The sequence below is a fragment of the Paenibacillus sp. Y930 genome (assembly GCF_056786375.1).
In genome coordinates this window covers 14,138-28,273 of record NZ_JBXCIX010000014.1, presented here as the reverse complement: position 1 = coordinate 28,273, position 14,136 = coordinate 14,138, and the positions used below count along the sequence as shown (strand labels likewise).

At 38.0% G+C, this 14,136-nt stretch carries 16 protein-coding genes, 1 pseudogene and 1 riboswitch; of the genes and pseudogenes, 3 read left to right on the top strand and 14 right to left on the bottom strand.

Translation table 11 applies throughout. The features are described 5' to 3' along the window. Nucleotides 1–162: 162 nt before the first annotated feature. The 6 genes from AC1TO5_RS20750 to AC1TO5_RS20725 all read right to left on the bottom strand — a co-directional run bounded on the left by AC1TO5_RS20750 (nt 163) and on the right by AC1TO5_RS20725 (nt 2,892). On the bottom strand, nt 163–309 hold the full coding sequence (locus AC1TO5_RS20750) for a small acid-soluble spore protein P (RefSeq protein WP_482064743.1): 147 nt from the start codon (nt 307–309) through the stop codon (nt 163–165). A 31-nt stretch (nt 310–340) separates the two neighbouring features. Continuing rightward, on the bottom strand, nt 341–517 hold the full coding sequence (locus AC1TO5_RS20745; RefSeq protein ID WP_482064742.1) for a hypothetical protein: 177 nt from the start codon (nt 515–517) through the stop codon (nt 341–343). Continuing rightward, nucleotides 514–861 (bottom strand): hypothetical protein, encoded by a 348-nt coding sequence (locus AC1TO5_RS20740; protein ID WP_482064741.1) that lies wholly within the window; start codon nt 859–861, stop codon nt 514–516. The genes AC1TO5_RS20745 and AC1TO5_RS20740 overlap by 4 nt, the downstream gene beginning before the upstream one ends. A gap of 169 nt (nt 862–1,030) precedes the next feature. After that, nucleotides 1,031–2,134, bottom strand: a complete 1,104-nt coding sequence (locus AC1TO5_RS20735; RefSeq protein ID WP_482064740.1) for a DNA alkylation repair protein — start codon at nt 2,132–2,134, stop codon at nt 1,031–1,033. A gap of 102 nt (nt 2,135–2,236) precedes the next feature. Beyond that, complete coding sequence (locus AC1TO5_RS20730; RefSeq protein ID WP_482064739.1) at nt 2,237–2,551, bottom strand: DMT family transporter; 315 nt, start codon at nt 2,549–2,551, stop codon at nt 2,237–2,239. Beyond that, nucleotides 2,551–2,892 (bottom strand): DMT family transporter, encoded by a 342-nt coding sequence (locus AC1TO5_RS20725; RefSeq protein WP_482064745.1) that lies wholly within the window; start codon nt 2,890–2,892, stop codon nt 2,551–2,553. Before AC1TO5_RS20725 ends, AC1TO5_RS20730 begins: the two co-directional genes overlap by 1 nt. A 69-nt stretch (nt 2,893–2,961) precedes the next feature. Further along, nucleotides 2,962–3,060: riboswitch (guanidine-I (ykkC/yxkD leader) on the bottom strand. A gap of 242 nt (nt 3,061–3,302) precedes the next feature. Here AC1TO5_RS20725 and AC1TO5_RS20720 point away from each other — a divergent pair. Together AC1TO5_RS20720 and AC1TO5_RS20715 are read left to right on the top strand one after the other, a co-directional pair. Then, nucleotides 3,303–5,048: an ABC transporter ATP-binding protein gene (locus tag AC1TO5_RS20720; RefSeq protein ID WP_482064738.1), complete on the top strand. Its 1,746-nt coding sequence runs from the start codon at nt 3,303–3,305 to the stop codon at nt 5,046–5,048. Nucleotides 5,049–5,071: 23 nt separating this feature from the next. Further along, nucleotides 5,072–5,320, top strand: a pseudogene (locus AC1TO5_RS20715) (response regulator); the annotation flags it as partial. A gap of 316 nt (nt 5,321–5,636) precedes the next feature. Here AC1TO5_RS20715 and rsgA read toward each other — a convergent pair. From rsgA to AC1TO5_RS20700, 3 genes are all read right to left on the bottom strand, one after another. Continuing rightward, on the bottom strand, nt 5,637–6,704 hold the full coding sequence (gene rsgA / locus AC1TO5_RS20710) for a ribosome small subunit-dependent GTPase A (protein ID WP_482064737.1): 1,068 nt from the start codon (nt 6,702–6,704) through the stop codon (nt 5,637–5,639). 350 nt (nt 6,705–7,054) lie between these two features. Beyond that, complete coding sequence (locus tag AC1TO5_RS20705) at nt 7,055–7,789, bottom strand: SDR family NAD(P)-dependent oxidoreductase (protein WP_482064744.1); 735 nt, start codon at nt 7,787–7,789, stop codon at nt 7,055–7,057. Nucleotides 7,790–7,882: 93 nt separating this feature from the next. Beyond that, nucleotides 7,883–8,629 carry a MerR family transcriptional regulator gene (locus AC1TO5_RS20700; protein WP_482064736.1) on the bottom strand — a complete coding sequence of 249 codons (747 nt, stop codon included), beginning with the start codon at nt 8,627–8,629 and terminating at the stop codon, nt 7,883–7,885. Between the two features lie 61 nt (nt 8,630–8,690). Between AC1TO5_RS20700 and AC1TO5_RS20695 the strand changes: the two genes are divergently transcribed. After that, entirely contained in the window at nt 8,691–9,428 is a 738-nt protein-coding gene (locus tag AC1TO5_RS20695) for a CPBP family intramembrane glutamic endopeptidase (RefSeq protein WP_482064735.1), read from the top strand. A 102-nt stretch (nt 9,429–9,530) separates the two neighbouring features. Here the strand turns inward: AC1TO5_RS20695 and AC1TO5_RS20690 are convergent, their stop codons facing one another. The 5 genes from AC1TO5_RS20690 to AC1TO5_RS20670 form a co-directional block, all read right to left on the bottom strand. After that, nucleotides 9,531–10,160: an acetate uptake transporter gene (locus tag AC1TO5_RS20690; RefSeq protein WP_482064734.1), complete on the bottom strand. Its 630-nt coding sequence runs from the start codon at nt 10,158–10,160 to the stop codon at nt 9,531–9,533. Between the two features lie 132 nt (nt 10,161–10,292). Further along, a complete protein-coding gene (locus AC1TO5_RS20685; RefSeq protein ID WP_482064733.1) occupies nt 10,293–11,048 on the bottom strand; it encodes a GNAT family N-acetyltransferase in 756 nt (251 codons plus the stop codon). A gap of 436 nt (nt 11,049–11,484) precedes the next feature. Further along, on the bottom strand, nt 11,485–12,216 hold the full coding sequence (locus AC1TO5_RS20680) for an ABC transporter permease (protein WP_482064732.1): 732 nt from the start codon (nt 12,214–12,216) through the stop codon (nt 11,485–11,487). Continuing rightward, entirely contained in the window at nt 12,217–12,927 is a 711-nt protein-coding gene (locus AC1TO5_RS20675; protein ID WP_482064731.1) for an ABC transporter permease, read from the bottom strand. Continuing rightward, nucleotides 12,924–13,835, bottom strand: coding sequence for an ABC transporter ATP-binding protein (locus AC1TO5_RS20670; RefSeq protein WP_482064730.1), 912 nt, complete (start codon nt 13,833–13,835; stop codon nt 12,924–12,926). Before AC1TO5_RS20670 ends, AC1TO5_RS20675 begins: the two co-directional genes overlap by 4 nt. Nucleotides 13,836–14,136 lie beyond the last annotated feature (301 nt).

The window sequence follows — 14,136 nt, the reverse complement described above, 5'->3', positions numbered from 1 at the left end:
AATTAAAAATGAGCCCGATACAATATCGGACTCATTTCAAACAAATTGCTAAATGAAATAACTGTGTCTAACTTTTCGGGGTCACTGCATTATTGAAACTCTAACTTAGAGATTCGAAATAGTTCGGTTTTTATTGATGCAATTTTAGTTTCGTCCTTGCCTCTATGAACCTTCTGAAGGATTTGTACGTGAGTGATTTTTATTTTTCACTTTCTTAGATCCTGAAAGTGGCTCATTACCAGGATTTGTTGGTTTGGCATGAGTATCAGCATAATGAGGATTTTCTGGCTCGTTCTTCTCTTTATTCATCGTAATTCTCCCTTCATACAGCTAATTGCATCTATTCGTTTTGCTCAGTTTCATACGCCTTTTTGTTATAGTGCAAAGAGTCACCATTCAAATTGTCCATATGCTGTTGATTCAATTGTTGATTACCATGTGCATCTATATCAGGTTTTTCTAGTTCTTTCACAATATTTTGCAAGTTTTTATCTACTCCTGGCTTGGCTTTAGTCATTGTTTGGTCACTCCCTTCAAGCTCTGTGCACATTCACGAATGTGCCTGATATAATCTTTAACTAAGGATTGAATAATGTCTGTTTGCTCATCTGCATGTACCTCGTCTTTTTCAACATCAACGAATTCGACATGGATCTCACGGTCATCGACATACTTTACTCTAAAATCGAATGAATAGTGTGATCGTCCATCATCCTTAATGTGAATCAATAACGTATCCGAAAATTTCTCATCCGCTTGAATAGAGCATTCACCTGATGGCTTAATAAATTCAGGAAGAGCATCTTGCCAAGCCTTAACTAGTGTTTTGGCGTCAATTGTAAGCACGTTGGTCTTACTCATTAATATCACCTCCATAAGTATTATGCCGTTGTAAGTTGGGTCATATGCATGTCAATTTTACGCTGCAATAATTAGAAAAACCCACAAATAGCTTCACTTTTATAAAGTGTCTACTACCTGAGGGTTTTACTTAGTCTCTTGAGATTTAATTACAATTTCCATTCTAATTTTACATTTCGAGTAGCAATTCAGTTGCGGCGACCTCTAAGCCATTTACCAATAATACAATACGATGAATACCCGGATAATGACGACGTGTAGTTAGATCGGACCAGCGGTGAGTTCTATTCGCCTGAAGTTGTGTTCCTCCCGCTACTGTTTTATCAGATAATAAAAACTTTTTGCGAGATACTTTTTGGCCTGATTTCACAAAATCAATCCCGTACTCAACTCTAATGCGAACGGGATCGCCTTGTCTTATAAGCAGCTTGTAGCCTAATAGACATTCTCCGCCAATGGATAACGTAGCTTGGTCTACCTCAAGCTTAGCATGCTCAATAATTGTACAATCATCAGACGATTCGGCATAACCAAATAATGCGAGTACTTCGGGATCAGCTTGTCGAATCAAAGTTCTGCAGCCATGTCTCACAATCCAGTCAGTATCTCTATTTTGTCCAAGCCAACGACGAGCAATTTCAATAACTAACTGTGGATGGTCTTTAGCGATATCATTCAAATTGTTAGCTACACTTTTACGTACATAGAGAGATTGATCTTTCTTCAACTGTTCCAATATTTCAAGAACGGGTGCTGGATCTTTTTTGAACATCACAAGCGCTTGTCCCCACGGAAGTCGTGGTCTGCATCCCTCACTTGCCAGTCGTCTAATATGCTCATCCGAGCTATTGGACCATTGTAGCATCTGCTTCATCATCCGCTTCGGATCACGTATGATAAATGGTCTAACCGCAAATTCAGCCGAAGAGTGTGAAGTAAACTTCTCTAATGCAAGCATGGATAACTCCCAGTCCTCAACATCTTGTCCATATACTTCAACAAAATCTGGCAGGATAAGATAGGGAAAGCCACTGCATGATTCATTGACAATCAATAAAATATTAATGGCATCAACATATTCATCTGGTAAGTATGTTCCAAGTGATATTGTAATTTTACGAATTCTTTGTTTAAGTGCGAGCCCTTCCCACTCATCAACCAACACATTTTCTACAAAAGCATCAATTGAAAATGGTGGATACGCTGCTTGAATAATTCCACCAAACTGTCGTAAAAAGTTTTCGTTATACATATTTTTAAGTGGTTCCGCCATAGCTAACACCTCCATTTAGTTTCGTACTACCTATAAGAGGTAGTTCAAACAGCGAACTTTTTGAACCTTCATTATATTATAAAAATTGTATAACATTGAAGTTTACGAGACAAGCTTTAACCCAATAGCTGCACTTAAAATCATGGCGATGAAAATAATTCTTCGATAATCTTTTGATTCACCGTACAAGATCATACCTAGAATAGCACCACCGGACGCTCCAATCCCCGTCCATATCGCATAAGCTGTCCCCATCGGTAAATATTCCATTGCATAAGCGAGAAACAGAAGGCTTGAACCAAATCCTACAAGTAATAATACGAATGATTGCCAGTTTTTATCGTTATTCAATTTATTGATCATCGTAACACCGAACATTTCACATAGTCCTGCCAATATTAATGATACCCATGCCATCAGTTTTCAGCTCCATTCTGCACTTTATCTTCTGTTACCATTTTCAAGCCAATGACCCCTATTAATAACAGTAATATTAGAAGTATTTTGCTTATTTTAAACGGTTCTTCGAAAAAAACAATTTCAGAAACTGTAGTTCCTGCTGTACCTAAGCCAACAAAAACGGCATATACCGTTCCTACTGGAAGCTTTCGTCCCGCCACAATTAGCAAATAAAAACTAATGACAATAGAAATAATCGTTCCTATCCAAGTCCAAACATCATAGGCATGTTTTAAACCGATAACCCAACACACTTCAAAAAAAGCAGCGATAAACACACTAATCCAGTCTCTATTCATTGAAACAACACCTCCGATTTTATTGTACTTAACAACAAAAAAAGCCCAAGAGACAACTGTTTGCACAGTTTCTCCCAGGCTTTTATCCTTCCGTGACACAGCAAAGCTGTGAGTTTTCTCTCGGACCAGACTAGCACCTACTGCTACGGAACCCTAGAAAACATTTTAACTATTCATTTACAATAAATTATACACATTTTAACCACTTTTTCAAGAGAGGAATGGTAAGATTCACTAATAGGTCTCAAAATTATTATACGGAAGTCCTTACAATAATTTTTTTGCATTTTCACTTGAGATTGACGTAAGGTTAGGGTTTATAGTTAATCTAACGAACATCCAGTTCATATTCAGTTCACAACTTATTTATATACTTTATGTTGTAAACGAAAAAGAGAGGAAGTATTTACATGACAAAACCGAAACAACAAAAAGGATGGCAGCAGTTTTTACGATTAGTCGCGCAGACGAAGCCATCTAAATTATTAATAGCCATTGCATTAGTACTCAGTTTATCTACTGCAGGTGTTGGATTATTAGTACCACTATTCACAAAAGACCTCATTAATGATTTTTCAATCAGCTCATTAAATGCTGGTAGTATTACAATCTTAGCTGTAGCAATTCTGTTACAAGCATTAGCAGGTGGATTCTCCATATATTTATTGAATCGAATCGGTCAATCCGTCGTTGCTGGTATACGAGATCAGTTATGGAAAAAACTACTTGTGCTTCCGATAAGTTATTTCGATGAGCATGCATCAGGAGAAACGGTTAGCCGGATGACCAATGATACATCTGTCGTAAAAGAATTAATCTCACAACATTTAGCAAACTTTGTATCGGGAATTATCTCGATCGTAGGTGCGATTATCGTTCTATTTATTCTTGATTGGCAAATGACTTTAATGATGTTTATCGCCATTCCTATAGCAACCTTAATCTTAGTCCCACTTGGTAAAATGATGTACAAAATCTCCAAGGATACACAGGATGAGACTGCCAAGTTCACTTCCGTTCTTACGCAGGTATTGTCCGAAATTCGTCTTGTGAAATCTTCAAATGCTGAAAATATCGAATACAACAACGGCAAACGAGGCATTACAAATCTGTTTCGCTTTGGTCTAAAGGAAGCAAAGGTCCAATCTACAATCGGACCAATTATGAGTTTAGTAATGATGACATTACTTGTTCTACTATTAGGTTACGGCGGAATGCGTGTGTCTTCAGGAGCACTAACTGCTGGTGCTTTAGTTGCCTTCATCATGTATCTCTTCCAAATTATTATGCCGATGGGACAAATGGCTTCTTTCTTCACCCAATTCCAGAAAGCTACAGGTGCTACGGAGCGGATCATTGCTATTTTAGAATCAGATGCTGAACCGAATGCAACAGCTGAAGTTGGCAATATGAATGAAACGATTAAAGTAGAACATGTTAACTATAGCTACAATAGTGATAGTCAAATATTGAAAGATATTTCCTTCAACGTAGAAGCCGGTAAAGTTACTGCCATCGTCGGACCAAGTGGTAGTGGTAAAACGACACTATTCTCCCTTTTCGAACGTTTCTACACACCCGATGACGGGTTGATTTCCATTGGCGGCAAGTCCATTCAAGATTTCTCCCTATTATCATGGAGAACTCAGATCGGATACGTCTCACAAGAAAGCCCTATTGTGGCAGGAACGATTAGAGATAATATTACTTACGGTATTGAACGTGATGTAACAGACGATGAAATTAATAAAGTTGCCAAAATGGCCTATGCCGACCAATTTATCGCCGACCTACCCAAAGGTTATGCTACCGAGGTTGGCGAAAGAGGTATGAAGCTATCTGGTGGTCAACGACAACGTATCGCCATTGCACGCGCATTTTTGAGAAATCCGAAAATTTTAATGCTTGATGAAGCTACTTCAAGTCTAGATAGCAAATCAGAAAATGTTGTACAACAAGCTTTGATTGACTTGATGAAAGGCCGTACAACGATTGTCATTGCTCACCGACTATCTACTGTCGTTGATTCCGATCAAATAATATTCCTTGATAAAGGTATCATTACAGGTAGTGGAACGCATGAAGAGCTATATCAATCACATGACTTATACCGCGAATTTGCTAATCAACAATTGCACAAACTTGAAATAGCCTAATGGGTCAAAAGGAATGAAGATGGATGCCGGAACTTTTAATTGTAGATGATGATGCTCATATCCGTGAACTATTAAAGTTCTTTCTAAAAAAAGAAGGGCTTGACCTGTACGAAGCTGCTGATGGTGTAGAAGCAATGACTGTATTAGAAAAGAAAAAGATCAATCTGGAAATTATTGATATTATGATGCCTAATATGGATGGTTGGCAGCTTTGCCAGGAAATTCGTAGTTACAGCGATATCCCGATACTAATGTTGACAGTGAACTGGGAATAGGTACGACTTCTACGATTACATTACCTATCTCATAAAAACAGGGGCTATCTAAAGTCATAATATGACTTTAGATAGCCCCTTTTCATTGCAGTAATCACATTATTTCTTTGTTGAAATTGTTTTCTACCGTTTATCCAATTGTTTAACTTTATCTAACATACGGTAAATACAAAACCAAATGAGCGGAAATATCATAATGACGATTGGTAATACACCGAGTAAATAGGAGATCCCTAAAAATAACAATCCAATAAATGAAGTAACAATATACTTTTATGGTTCATATTTTTCTCCCTCCTATTACAAAATCCATTCAGTAGATACTTTTGTTCTTACTTTTCAAAAACATACTAATCTGTTTCCCTTTAGACTTCTGTACATTCTTTAAGTTTTCGGATGCTTTGTTATTGATATACGCTAGTTCTCGATTCATTTTCAAGTAGTTATTATAGCGACTTTGCTCTAACTCACCACTAGTCAGCGCTACTCTTATGGCACAACCGGGTTCATTATTATGGTTACAATCGCTAAATCTACATTGCGTTATTAGGCTATCTACATCTTCAAACGTACTCGTAACACCCTCATCTGCATCCCATAACTGTAGTTCTCTCATTCCTGGTGTATCCATAATAAGACCACCTTCAGGAATAAGCAGCAGTTGTCGATGGGTTGTCGTATGCTTGCCTCGGTCATCGCCTTCACGTACTTCATTGACTCGTTGCAGCTCTTCACCTAGTATTCGATTGATTAAAGTAGACTTTCCAACTCCAGATGAACCGATTAATGCTATCGTGTTGCCAGGCTGAATATATTGACGAACTGCCTCACAACCATCCTCTTCAATCGCTGTAATTACATGAATAGGAACACCTAGCGCTACAGACTCAACCTCACTAATTTTGGAGGCAATATCATCACAAAGATCGCCCTTGCTTAATATAATTACTGGCTGCGCTCCGCCTTCCCATGCAAGAATAAGGGCACGTTCAATCCTTCTTACATTAAAATCATGATTAAGCGCATTAACAAGAAACAGCGTATCTACATTAGCAGCTACAATTTGCTCTTCAGTAACTCCACCTGCTACTTTTCGGGAAAACTTACTTTGCCTAGGCAGAACCTCTTGAATTAGCTTTTTCGATTCACCTGCAAGTTCTCGTACAACGACCCAGTCCCCAACAGCTGGAAACATTGCTCGATTTGTCGCCTGATGACGTAACTTGCCAGTTACTTCTGCAAGATATTCCCCATCCTCTGTATAGACATTATACAGATGCTTATACTCCGCAACTACACGACCAATTTGATTTCTCGAATAGTTCTTTTCTACTCGAAGGTTTTCAAAGTAGGGTTTCCACCCCAAATCTTCTAACTTCATTTCTTAATCCTCCTCGAATTATACCTATTTCCTCACATCTATTTAAAATAACCGCACTCTGCATTTTCATAACAATCTCCTCCTCGAATTTATTATTTTTAGTCAAACGTTTGGATGGTCAACAATATTCTATGTCGCATGTATCCAAACAGACAACTACAATACACTTCTATATATAACAAAAAATCCCTCTTTTTATACGAGGTTTTTTAGTTAATCCACTATTTACAAGGCATGCGTCTTGCTATTACAGAAGAAAAGCCAAGTAATTTTCAGATGAAAACCTGAAAATTACTCGGCTATATGTGATCTAAGTATATAACGATTACTAACTACTCGATATTCGAAGACTATCTCGCAGTCAAACCACCATCAATAACAAATTCAGAACCAGTTGAATAGCTGGATTCATCCGAAGCTAAAAACAGCACAAGGTTGGAAACCTCTTCTGATTGGGCTACACGTTTCAATGGAATATGTTTGGCAAATTCCTTAATCACTTCTGCAGCATCACCTTCTGTCACCATTGGTGTTTCAATCACACCAGGATGAACAGAATTTACACGAATACCAAAGTTGGCAAATTCTATTGCAGCTGCTTTCGACATACCACGAACCGCAAACTTCGTATCTGTATAACCAATGGCTCCGGCCACTAGGCCATTCATCGATGAAATATTGACGATAGAGCCATTTTCAGTTTTTTGCATGGAAGGCAGAACAGCTTTCATGCCTAGAAATACCGAAACCTGATTAATATCTACAATTTTACGGTACTGTGCCTCTGTCATCTCAGTAATCGACGTATTCATACTAATACCAGCATTGTTAACAAGAATATTTACAGGTCCGAAAGCTTGTTCAGTTTCAGTAATGACTCGTTCCCAATCCGCAGCATTCGTAACATCTTGTTTCACGAATTTCGCATTTACGCCTAATTCATTGGCAAGCGTGTTGCCACTTTCTTCATTCAGATCTGTAATTACTACCTGCGCGCCTTCAGCAATAAACTTTCTGACATGAGATTCCCCCATACCGCGAGCTCCACCTGTAATAATCGCAACTTTACCTGTAAGTCTACCCATCATGCACTACTCCTTTGTAAATCTAATATGTGAATATTACTTAATTATATCATTGTATCCAAAACAAAAAATTGCATCCCGAAGTAGCATCATTTACTTGGTAACCAACTCGAGCATCTCCGTCCAATTTACGATACAACGTTCAACAAATTCAATTACATCAGGCGATACAGGATATAGTCCTGTTTCCTCAGTTGGTTTCTTACGAATCTCCCAAAATTTTTCTATTAATTCTCGGTCTCCACCAAAAGTTTCATCGGACATCATTATTAATTCTGCTGCAATAGCATGTCCTTCTTTACTCTCTGGAGGAATACCTAATGATATATATTTTTCAATCTGCTTTATAAGTTTAATGTACTGTTGCGTTTGTAAACTATTCTGCTCTATACTCGGTAATGTTTTTTCAAGAAGTGTATTCTCATCGTTACTGAAATAATCTGTCCATCGATGTTCTCTATCTTTACTCTTTGCGACGAGATGTGAAACATGTTGCCAGCTAAGTTCACCTTCCAAATCAGTAATATTGATTAACGAGGTGGTATTAGCAATACTTTGCTGTAAATCAGCTAACTGAACTTGTAAATGATTATAATGTGCCACCAAAATCTCTCGATATGAAAAATTTAATAGTACGGATTGAATATCTTCAAGTGATAGTGAAAGAGATTTTAAAAGTGTTATTTTCTCTAAAGTAAATAAATCTTCTTCCGAATAAAAACGTCGTCCAAACTCATCCTTATTACTTGGTTGCAACAAACCAATTTGATCATAATAGCGAAGTGTACGAACCGAAACATGATGTTGCTTAGAAACTTGGCCTGTCGTCCAGTAATTCATATTTCCCTCCATAATTAGCTTGCAGGTTCCCCTACGTCACCCAGTATAGTCGTATTATATCATGAACGATAAAGGAGAAATTACGATTATGCTTATGCCCCAGCAAACTACAAAACTGAGAAGTGATGATCCTTGGAACTGGAAAACCTTTGTTAGTCTTATTTTTCTTGAATTTATCATTGTAATGTTTTTTGTCAAAACTTATTTACAATCATTTTATTCCGTTTGGTTCGATAACACGCTATACTCCGGAACATTAACGGGATTAACGATAGCCATTGTATTAATGCTCGGTGTATATTTTATTGCCATTTATCCTCAACGTCTAACTTGGGATGAATTAGGTTTGCGTAACTTTCCTATGGCACACTGGAAAACCATTTTGTTGACGACCGCTTTTCTAATGATTGTAGGCACTCTAGTATTACTACTCACAAGCTACCTTGGTAATGAAACCGAGAACAGTAAAACAGAAAGTCTTATGCAAAATATTAACCTATTCTCAATAGCAATTGCTTTGATCTCCGCAGCAGTGATCTCCCCTATATATGAGGAAATATTTTATCGTGGATTTATATATCGTTGGCTTCGAAATAGGATTGGTGTCGGTGGAGGAATGATTGTAAGTGCATTTGTTTTTATGTTCGCTCATTATCCAACGACTAACACGATGCCTATAAATTTTTTAGATGGATTAGTACTAGCTTGGATCTATGAACGTACTGGTTCTATTTGGCCTTCTGTTATAGTTCATGGACTCATTAATGGACTAACAATCATTATTGCTGTAGGTTTATAAAATACTAAGCTGAATGATCATCCGTTGTACCAATAGAAAAAGAACCTCTTATACCACTACTAGTAGAGGTATAAGAAGTTCCTATCAAACAGCTAAGATAAGTTAGCTGACTTCTTTATTTTTAAAAATTCCATAGGGTGAACCAAGAGGTAGAAAACTACGCCCAAAATGAACATTTAGAACAGATGCCCCACATCCATATAGGGACATGATAGCAATTCCCAGTTCAGCATAAGCTGCAATAGTATGGAATATATGAGGTGCCACTCCAAATGCATCTAATGTCAATCCTAAGAAAAGAAAATCGATTAACACAAAAATAATAAATAGTACTTTATGTGTTTCCATAGCGCCTATCGTCATAAATAATGTGAAGATCAAATATCCAAGAAAAGCGAAACCTAGCTGCTTACCATCAATATCGGCCGTCAATAGCGGGCCGAAAACACCTAGTTGGATTAACCAACTACTGGCTACCCCAAGCCAGAAGAAGCCATAAGCTGCAAAAGCCGTCATGCCAAATGTATTATTATGTTTCGCATCTTGAATAGCTGCAAACAACTGGGCAAATGCCCCAAGAAAAATAGCCCAAGGAATTACGAAACTGAGTCCTGATGTAAGGCCAAGCTTTTGCGATGATGCAACAAGCGTTACGATAGCCAAACCAAATAGACCAATTGCGCTTGGATCTGCTGTAATGATTTTTACCGATTGTTTTGATTGTGTAGTCATAGTTGCCTCCGGTTTTAATTATAATGATAATTTATTGTAGTCTGTATCGATCAGAGCACAGTAGCTTATCATAGCATAGTTTCCTTAAATTTTCTAACCGTTCCCACTTAACAAGCTATTTTGTAATAGCCATTATTGCTCAACCTTTAAACCATCGTAGCGAAATCCTAAATATTCATATCCCTGCTTCTGATACATTTCCCTCGCTGTATCCTCACCGTCAGCCAGTAAAATAACCGTTTTATCCACGAACAGCTCCATAACAAATCGCTGAATTTGTCCGCCAACTCCGTGATATCGAAATAATTTAGCAACAAAAAAATTATCGATTTCTACTGTCTTATCTCGTTCAATCACTTCAATACAGCCAGCTGGATTACCTTCATAGTATGCAATCATTTGCAGCTTACTCCCATCATCAAATTGGCGCCGTAATAATTCTTGCTTCTCTTTTGCAAAGGTTTCGCCATATTTCAGATCCTCTTCATATTGCAGTTGCAAAAATGCCTCCATATTAGTATCTGAGACAAGCTGTACATCGATCGATGAATGTTTCGCGACTGAAAATTTCTTAGGCTCAATCGCATATAACTCCACAAAACCAATATCATATTCCTCTGTCTTCATATAATTAGCAATCTCATCGGACATGATTTTATTAGGTGGGAAGATGAATTTAAGATGTTGCTGACCATGCGCTCGATGAAAAGCCTGTAATGATTGTTCCAGCTGACGGAATGCGATTAACGTTGGCATCTGCTTTAACGCTATGAAATTACTATCATAACGGCACAACATCTCAGGGTAATGATATTGGCAGTACTGTTCACTATCATTTACGATGTATCCAAGTATATATGTATCTTCAAATGTTATAGTTTTCATCATTCAACCTCAATCTCCTTATTTTTTGTAGCTATCTTCTATTATACACCAATCAATTTCTAGAAATATTTCCCCGGAAATTGACGAAACGAGTAACTCTATGGCATCGTATCGTAATAACATACAAAAAAACACAAGCGAACATCTTCGTGTTGAGATGTTCGCTTGTATTTAGATGGGGGCATATTCGACGTCGAGTAAGCTACGTTAGCCAATCATCGTGATCATAGTCGTGCTTTTTGAACTTCCCATTCCAATAAAGGTTCAAAAAGTGGGCTTTCGAAAGTCAAGAAGATCAAGCGCTACTTGAGGAAGGCGGAAGCGCAAGTGTACGTAGTTGGTACACGCGAACCGTACTTCCCAAGTTCGCTTTATATTCGATGCCGATTAACCTACGGAGCGAGTCATCGTTATCAAAGTCCACTTTTTGAACTACCTCTTAAACTTCTTTTCTTTGTAGGTATATATAGCCTATTAGGAAGAAAACAACAAAACTACCACCTACAACCGTCAGCAATTGCTCCCATGGTATGAAAAACACATCCTGCTTATCCTCTGCGATGTACATCATGGCAAATGGCTGCGCCCAAGGATAATATGGAGCAAACTTCTCTGAATTCATGACTAGAATGGTAGGGATAGTGAAAATAACATTAACCGCAAATGGGGCAGCAAAAGACTTAAATAATGTAGATAGCCATAATTGCAGTGCAATGAGAGGTAATGTAGCTACCCAACCTCCAAAGATGCTCTTCACGATAAGTATCATTGGGAATGGTTCTCCATAATCCTTCATTAACCCTACGAAAAGCAATACAAGTGCATAGAGTAACTGCATAATAAGGGTAATGCCAATAATGATTACGAATTTAGAAACATATACTTTCCCTCTAGTCGTTGGTAAGGCGAATAATTGTTTCCACCCTCCCGCCTGATGCTCATATCTGCATATGATCGCGGCCAGTACACCCGTCATTAAGGGAAGAAACATTACAGCATATACGAGGTTAACCATCATAGAAGTATAAATATATTGAAAACCTTCAGTGCCTTCCATGTCCAACTCAATATTCCAAGCAATAGCTAACACGAGTAATGGACCAACTAATATGAAAGGAATAATATTAGTTTTTCGTAGCTTATACCATTCCGCTTTTAGCAAATTCACCACTTAGGCCACATCCCTTCTATTGAAATCCCACATGCCGATAACTAATAGAATGATCGCTGCGCCTACACCGAGAGCTACATTAATCAATGGATTATTCCAATCATTCATTAACGTAGGCCACTTCCATATGACCCAATCTGGTAAATAATAAGACATCATACATATAATGACGCCCATAATGCCTATCGTTATCGTTACGCCTTGATGCTGACTAATTATGGCGATCCATAGATGAAGTCCAACTAAAGCTAGAGACGCTAGATAAGGGTAGAAGCTATTCAATAGTAGTTGTAACCATGGGATATTTTCACCTAGCTCTAATGTCCTGCCATATAGCAGCGTTAGAACAGTAAGTACGCATGATGAGACGAATAAAAGCATAGCAACGATTATAAACTTAGAAGCATAGACGCTCATTTTCGAGATAGGCAGTGCGATCCACTGCTTCCATCCGTTTGATTCATTTTCGATACTTGCTATAAGAGACGTGAGAATGACTAGACCTAATATTAACGCCATTGGAGTAAAGCCCCCTACATTAGATAAATAATAACCCCAATCATCGTCACTTTGTGCTAATAAATAATCCTTTCGCACACCGTAATTGACCATTTGCAAGGCAACAACGCCAATGGGACCTAATAGAGCGAGAAACCATAAGCCTTTACGCTTAATTTTCAGCCATTCAGCGCGTAACAATTGGGTTATCATCGTCTCTGCCCCTTTTCAGTCATTTGCAGGAAGATGTCTTCAAGTGAGCGTTTCACTTCTTCAACACGGTATATTTGATGTCCACTATGTACTAATGTACTCACTACATTAGCTACACATTGATCCGTTGGCTGGGGCAAATGAATACGATCCCCAGCAACCTCTAACGGTATATCTAGTCCTTGTATCCGCTCGCTAGCTGCCATAACATCACTACATTGGATAATGATTTTTGATTTTGCTATTTGGCGCATTTGCCCAATCGAATCTTGAAATACAAGCTCACCCTTTGACACTACTCCTACCGAAGTAGCCATTTGATCAATTTCTGATAATAAATGACTTGAGATAAGCACGGTCATCCCGTACTTGGCTGGCAAGCTTTTAATAAGCTCACGAATTTCAATAATGCCTGCTGGATCAAGTCCATTTGTCGGCTCATCCAAAATTAATAGCTTCGGCTGATGTAATAAAGCTGCTGCAATTCCTAATCTTTGCTTCATCCCCAGCGAAAATCCTTTAACCTTCTTGCGCTTAACATCTGAAAGCCTTACAATTTCTAATACTTCATCAATACGAGCCTTTGGTACATTAACTACTTTACGAATAACTTCCAAATTCTCATATGCGGTCAAATGAGGATAATACGAAGGATTCTCCACTAGCGAACCAATGTTACGTAGTATTTCTAGCTTATTTTTCGTAATATCTTTGCCGAAAACTTGAATACTTCCTGAAGATGCTTTCATTAAGCCTAATAACATTCGTATCGTAGTCGTTTTCCCCGCTCCATTCGGACCAAGAAAACCATAGATTTCACCTTTTTTAATGCACATATTTATACTATTTACTGCTTTTTCTCGGCCAAATGTTTTTGATAATTGCTTTGTCTCTATAATATATTCCATGTCTCTCACCTCTTTACCTAGTATAGAGAGTCAAGGTTAAATTGAGGTGGAGCCAAAGGTTAAGTTTTGTTTAAAAACGCGGACTTTGATAACGATAAATGGCTACGTAGTTTACTCGGCATCGAATATGAAGCGAACTTGGGAGATTAGCATAAGCTTCTCATGTATGTTTCTTGCAGAAACATTGTAGGGCAGCGTGTACCAACTACGTACACTTGCGTTTCACCGTGGTGATTGCAAGTGAGATTTGCTAGCTGTGATCAATAATCAATTATTAATAATGGAAATATCTAATATACTG

Bases quoted from the DNA above. Each gene is read 5' to 3' on its own strand.
- AC1TO5_RS20750 (WP_482064743.1), bottom strand. From the start codon at position 309: ATGAATAAAGAGAAGAACGAGCCAGAAAATCCTCATTATGCTGATACT.
- AC1TO5_RS20745 (WP_482064742.1), bottom strand. From the start codon at position 517: ATGACTAAAGCCAAGCCAGGAGTAGATAAAAACTTGCAAAATATTGTG.
- AC1TO5_RS20740 (WP_482064741.1), bottom strand. From the start codon at position 861: ATGAGTAAGACCAACGTGCTTACAATTGACGCCAAAACACTAGTTAAG.
- AC1TO5_RS20735 (WP_482064740.1), bottom strand. From the start codon at position 2,134: ATGGCGGAACCACTTAAAAATATGTATAACGAAAACTTTTTACGACAG.
- AC1TO5_RS20730 (WP_482064739.1), bottom strand. From the start codon at position 2,551: ATGGCATGGGTATCATTAATATTGGCAGGACTATGTGAAATGTTCGGT.
- AC1TO5_RS20725 (WP_482064745.1), bottom strand. From the start codon at position 2,892: ATGAATAGAGACTGGATTAGTGTGTTTATCGCTGCTTTTTTTGAAGTG.
- AC1TO5_RS20720 (WP_482064738.1), top strand. From the start codon at position 3,303: ATGACAAAACCGAAACAACAAAAAGGATGGCAGCAGTTTTTACGATTA.
- rsgA (WP_482064737.1), bottom strand. From the start codon at position 6,704: ATGAAGTTAGAAGATTTGGGGTGGAAACCCTACTTTGAAAACCTTCGA.
- AC1TO5_RS20705 (WP_482064744.1), bottom strand. From the start codon at position 7,789: ATGGGTAGACTTACAGGTAAAGTTGCGATTATTACAGGTGGAGCTCGC.
- AC1TO5_RS20700 (WP_482064736.1), bottom strand. From the start codon at position 8,629: ATGAATTACTGGACGACAGGCCAAGTTTCTAAGCAACATCATGTTTCG.
- AC1TO5_RS20695 (WP_482064735.1), top strand. From the start codon at position 8,691: ATGAACGATAAAGGAGAAATTACGATTATGCTTATGCCCCAGCAAACT.
- AC1TO5_RS20690 (WP_482064734.1), bottom strand. From the start codon at position 10,160: ATGACTACACAATCAAAACAATCGGTAAAAATCATTACAGCAGATCCA.
- AC1TO5_RS20685 (WP_482064733.1), bottom strand. From the start codon at position 11,048: ATGATGAAAACTATAACATTTGAAGATACATATATACTTGGATACATC.
- AC1TO5_RS20675 (WP_482064731.1), bottom strand. From the start codon at position 12,927: ATGATAACCCAATTGTTACGCGCTGAATGGCTGAAAATTAAGCGTAAA.
- AC1TO5_RS20670 (WP_482064730.1), bottom strand. From the start codon at position 13,835: ATGGAATATATTATAGAGACAAAGCAATTATCAAAAACATTTGGCCGA.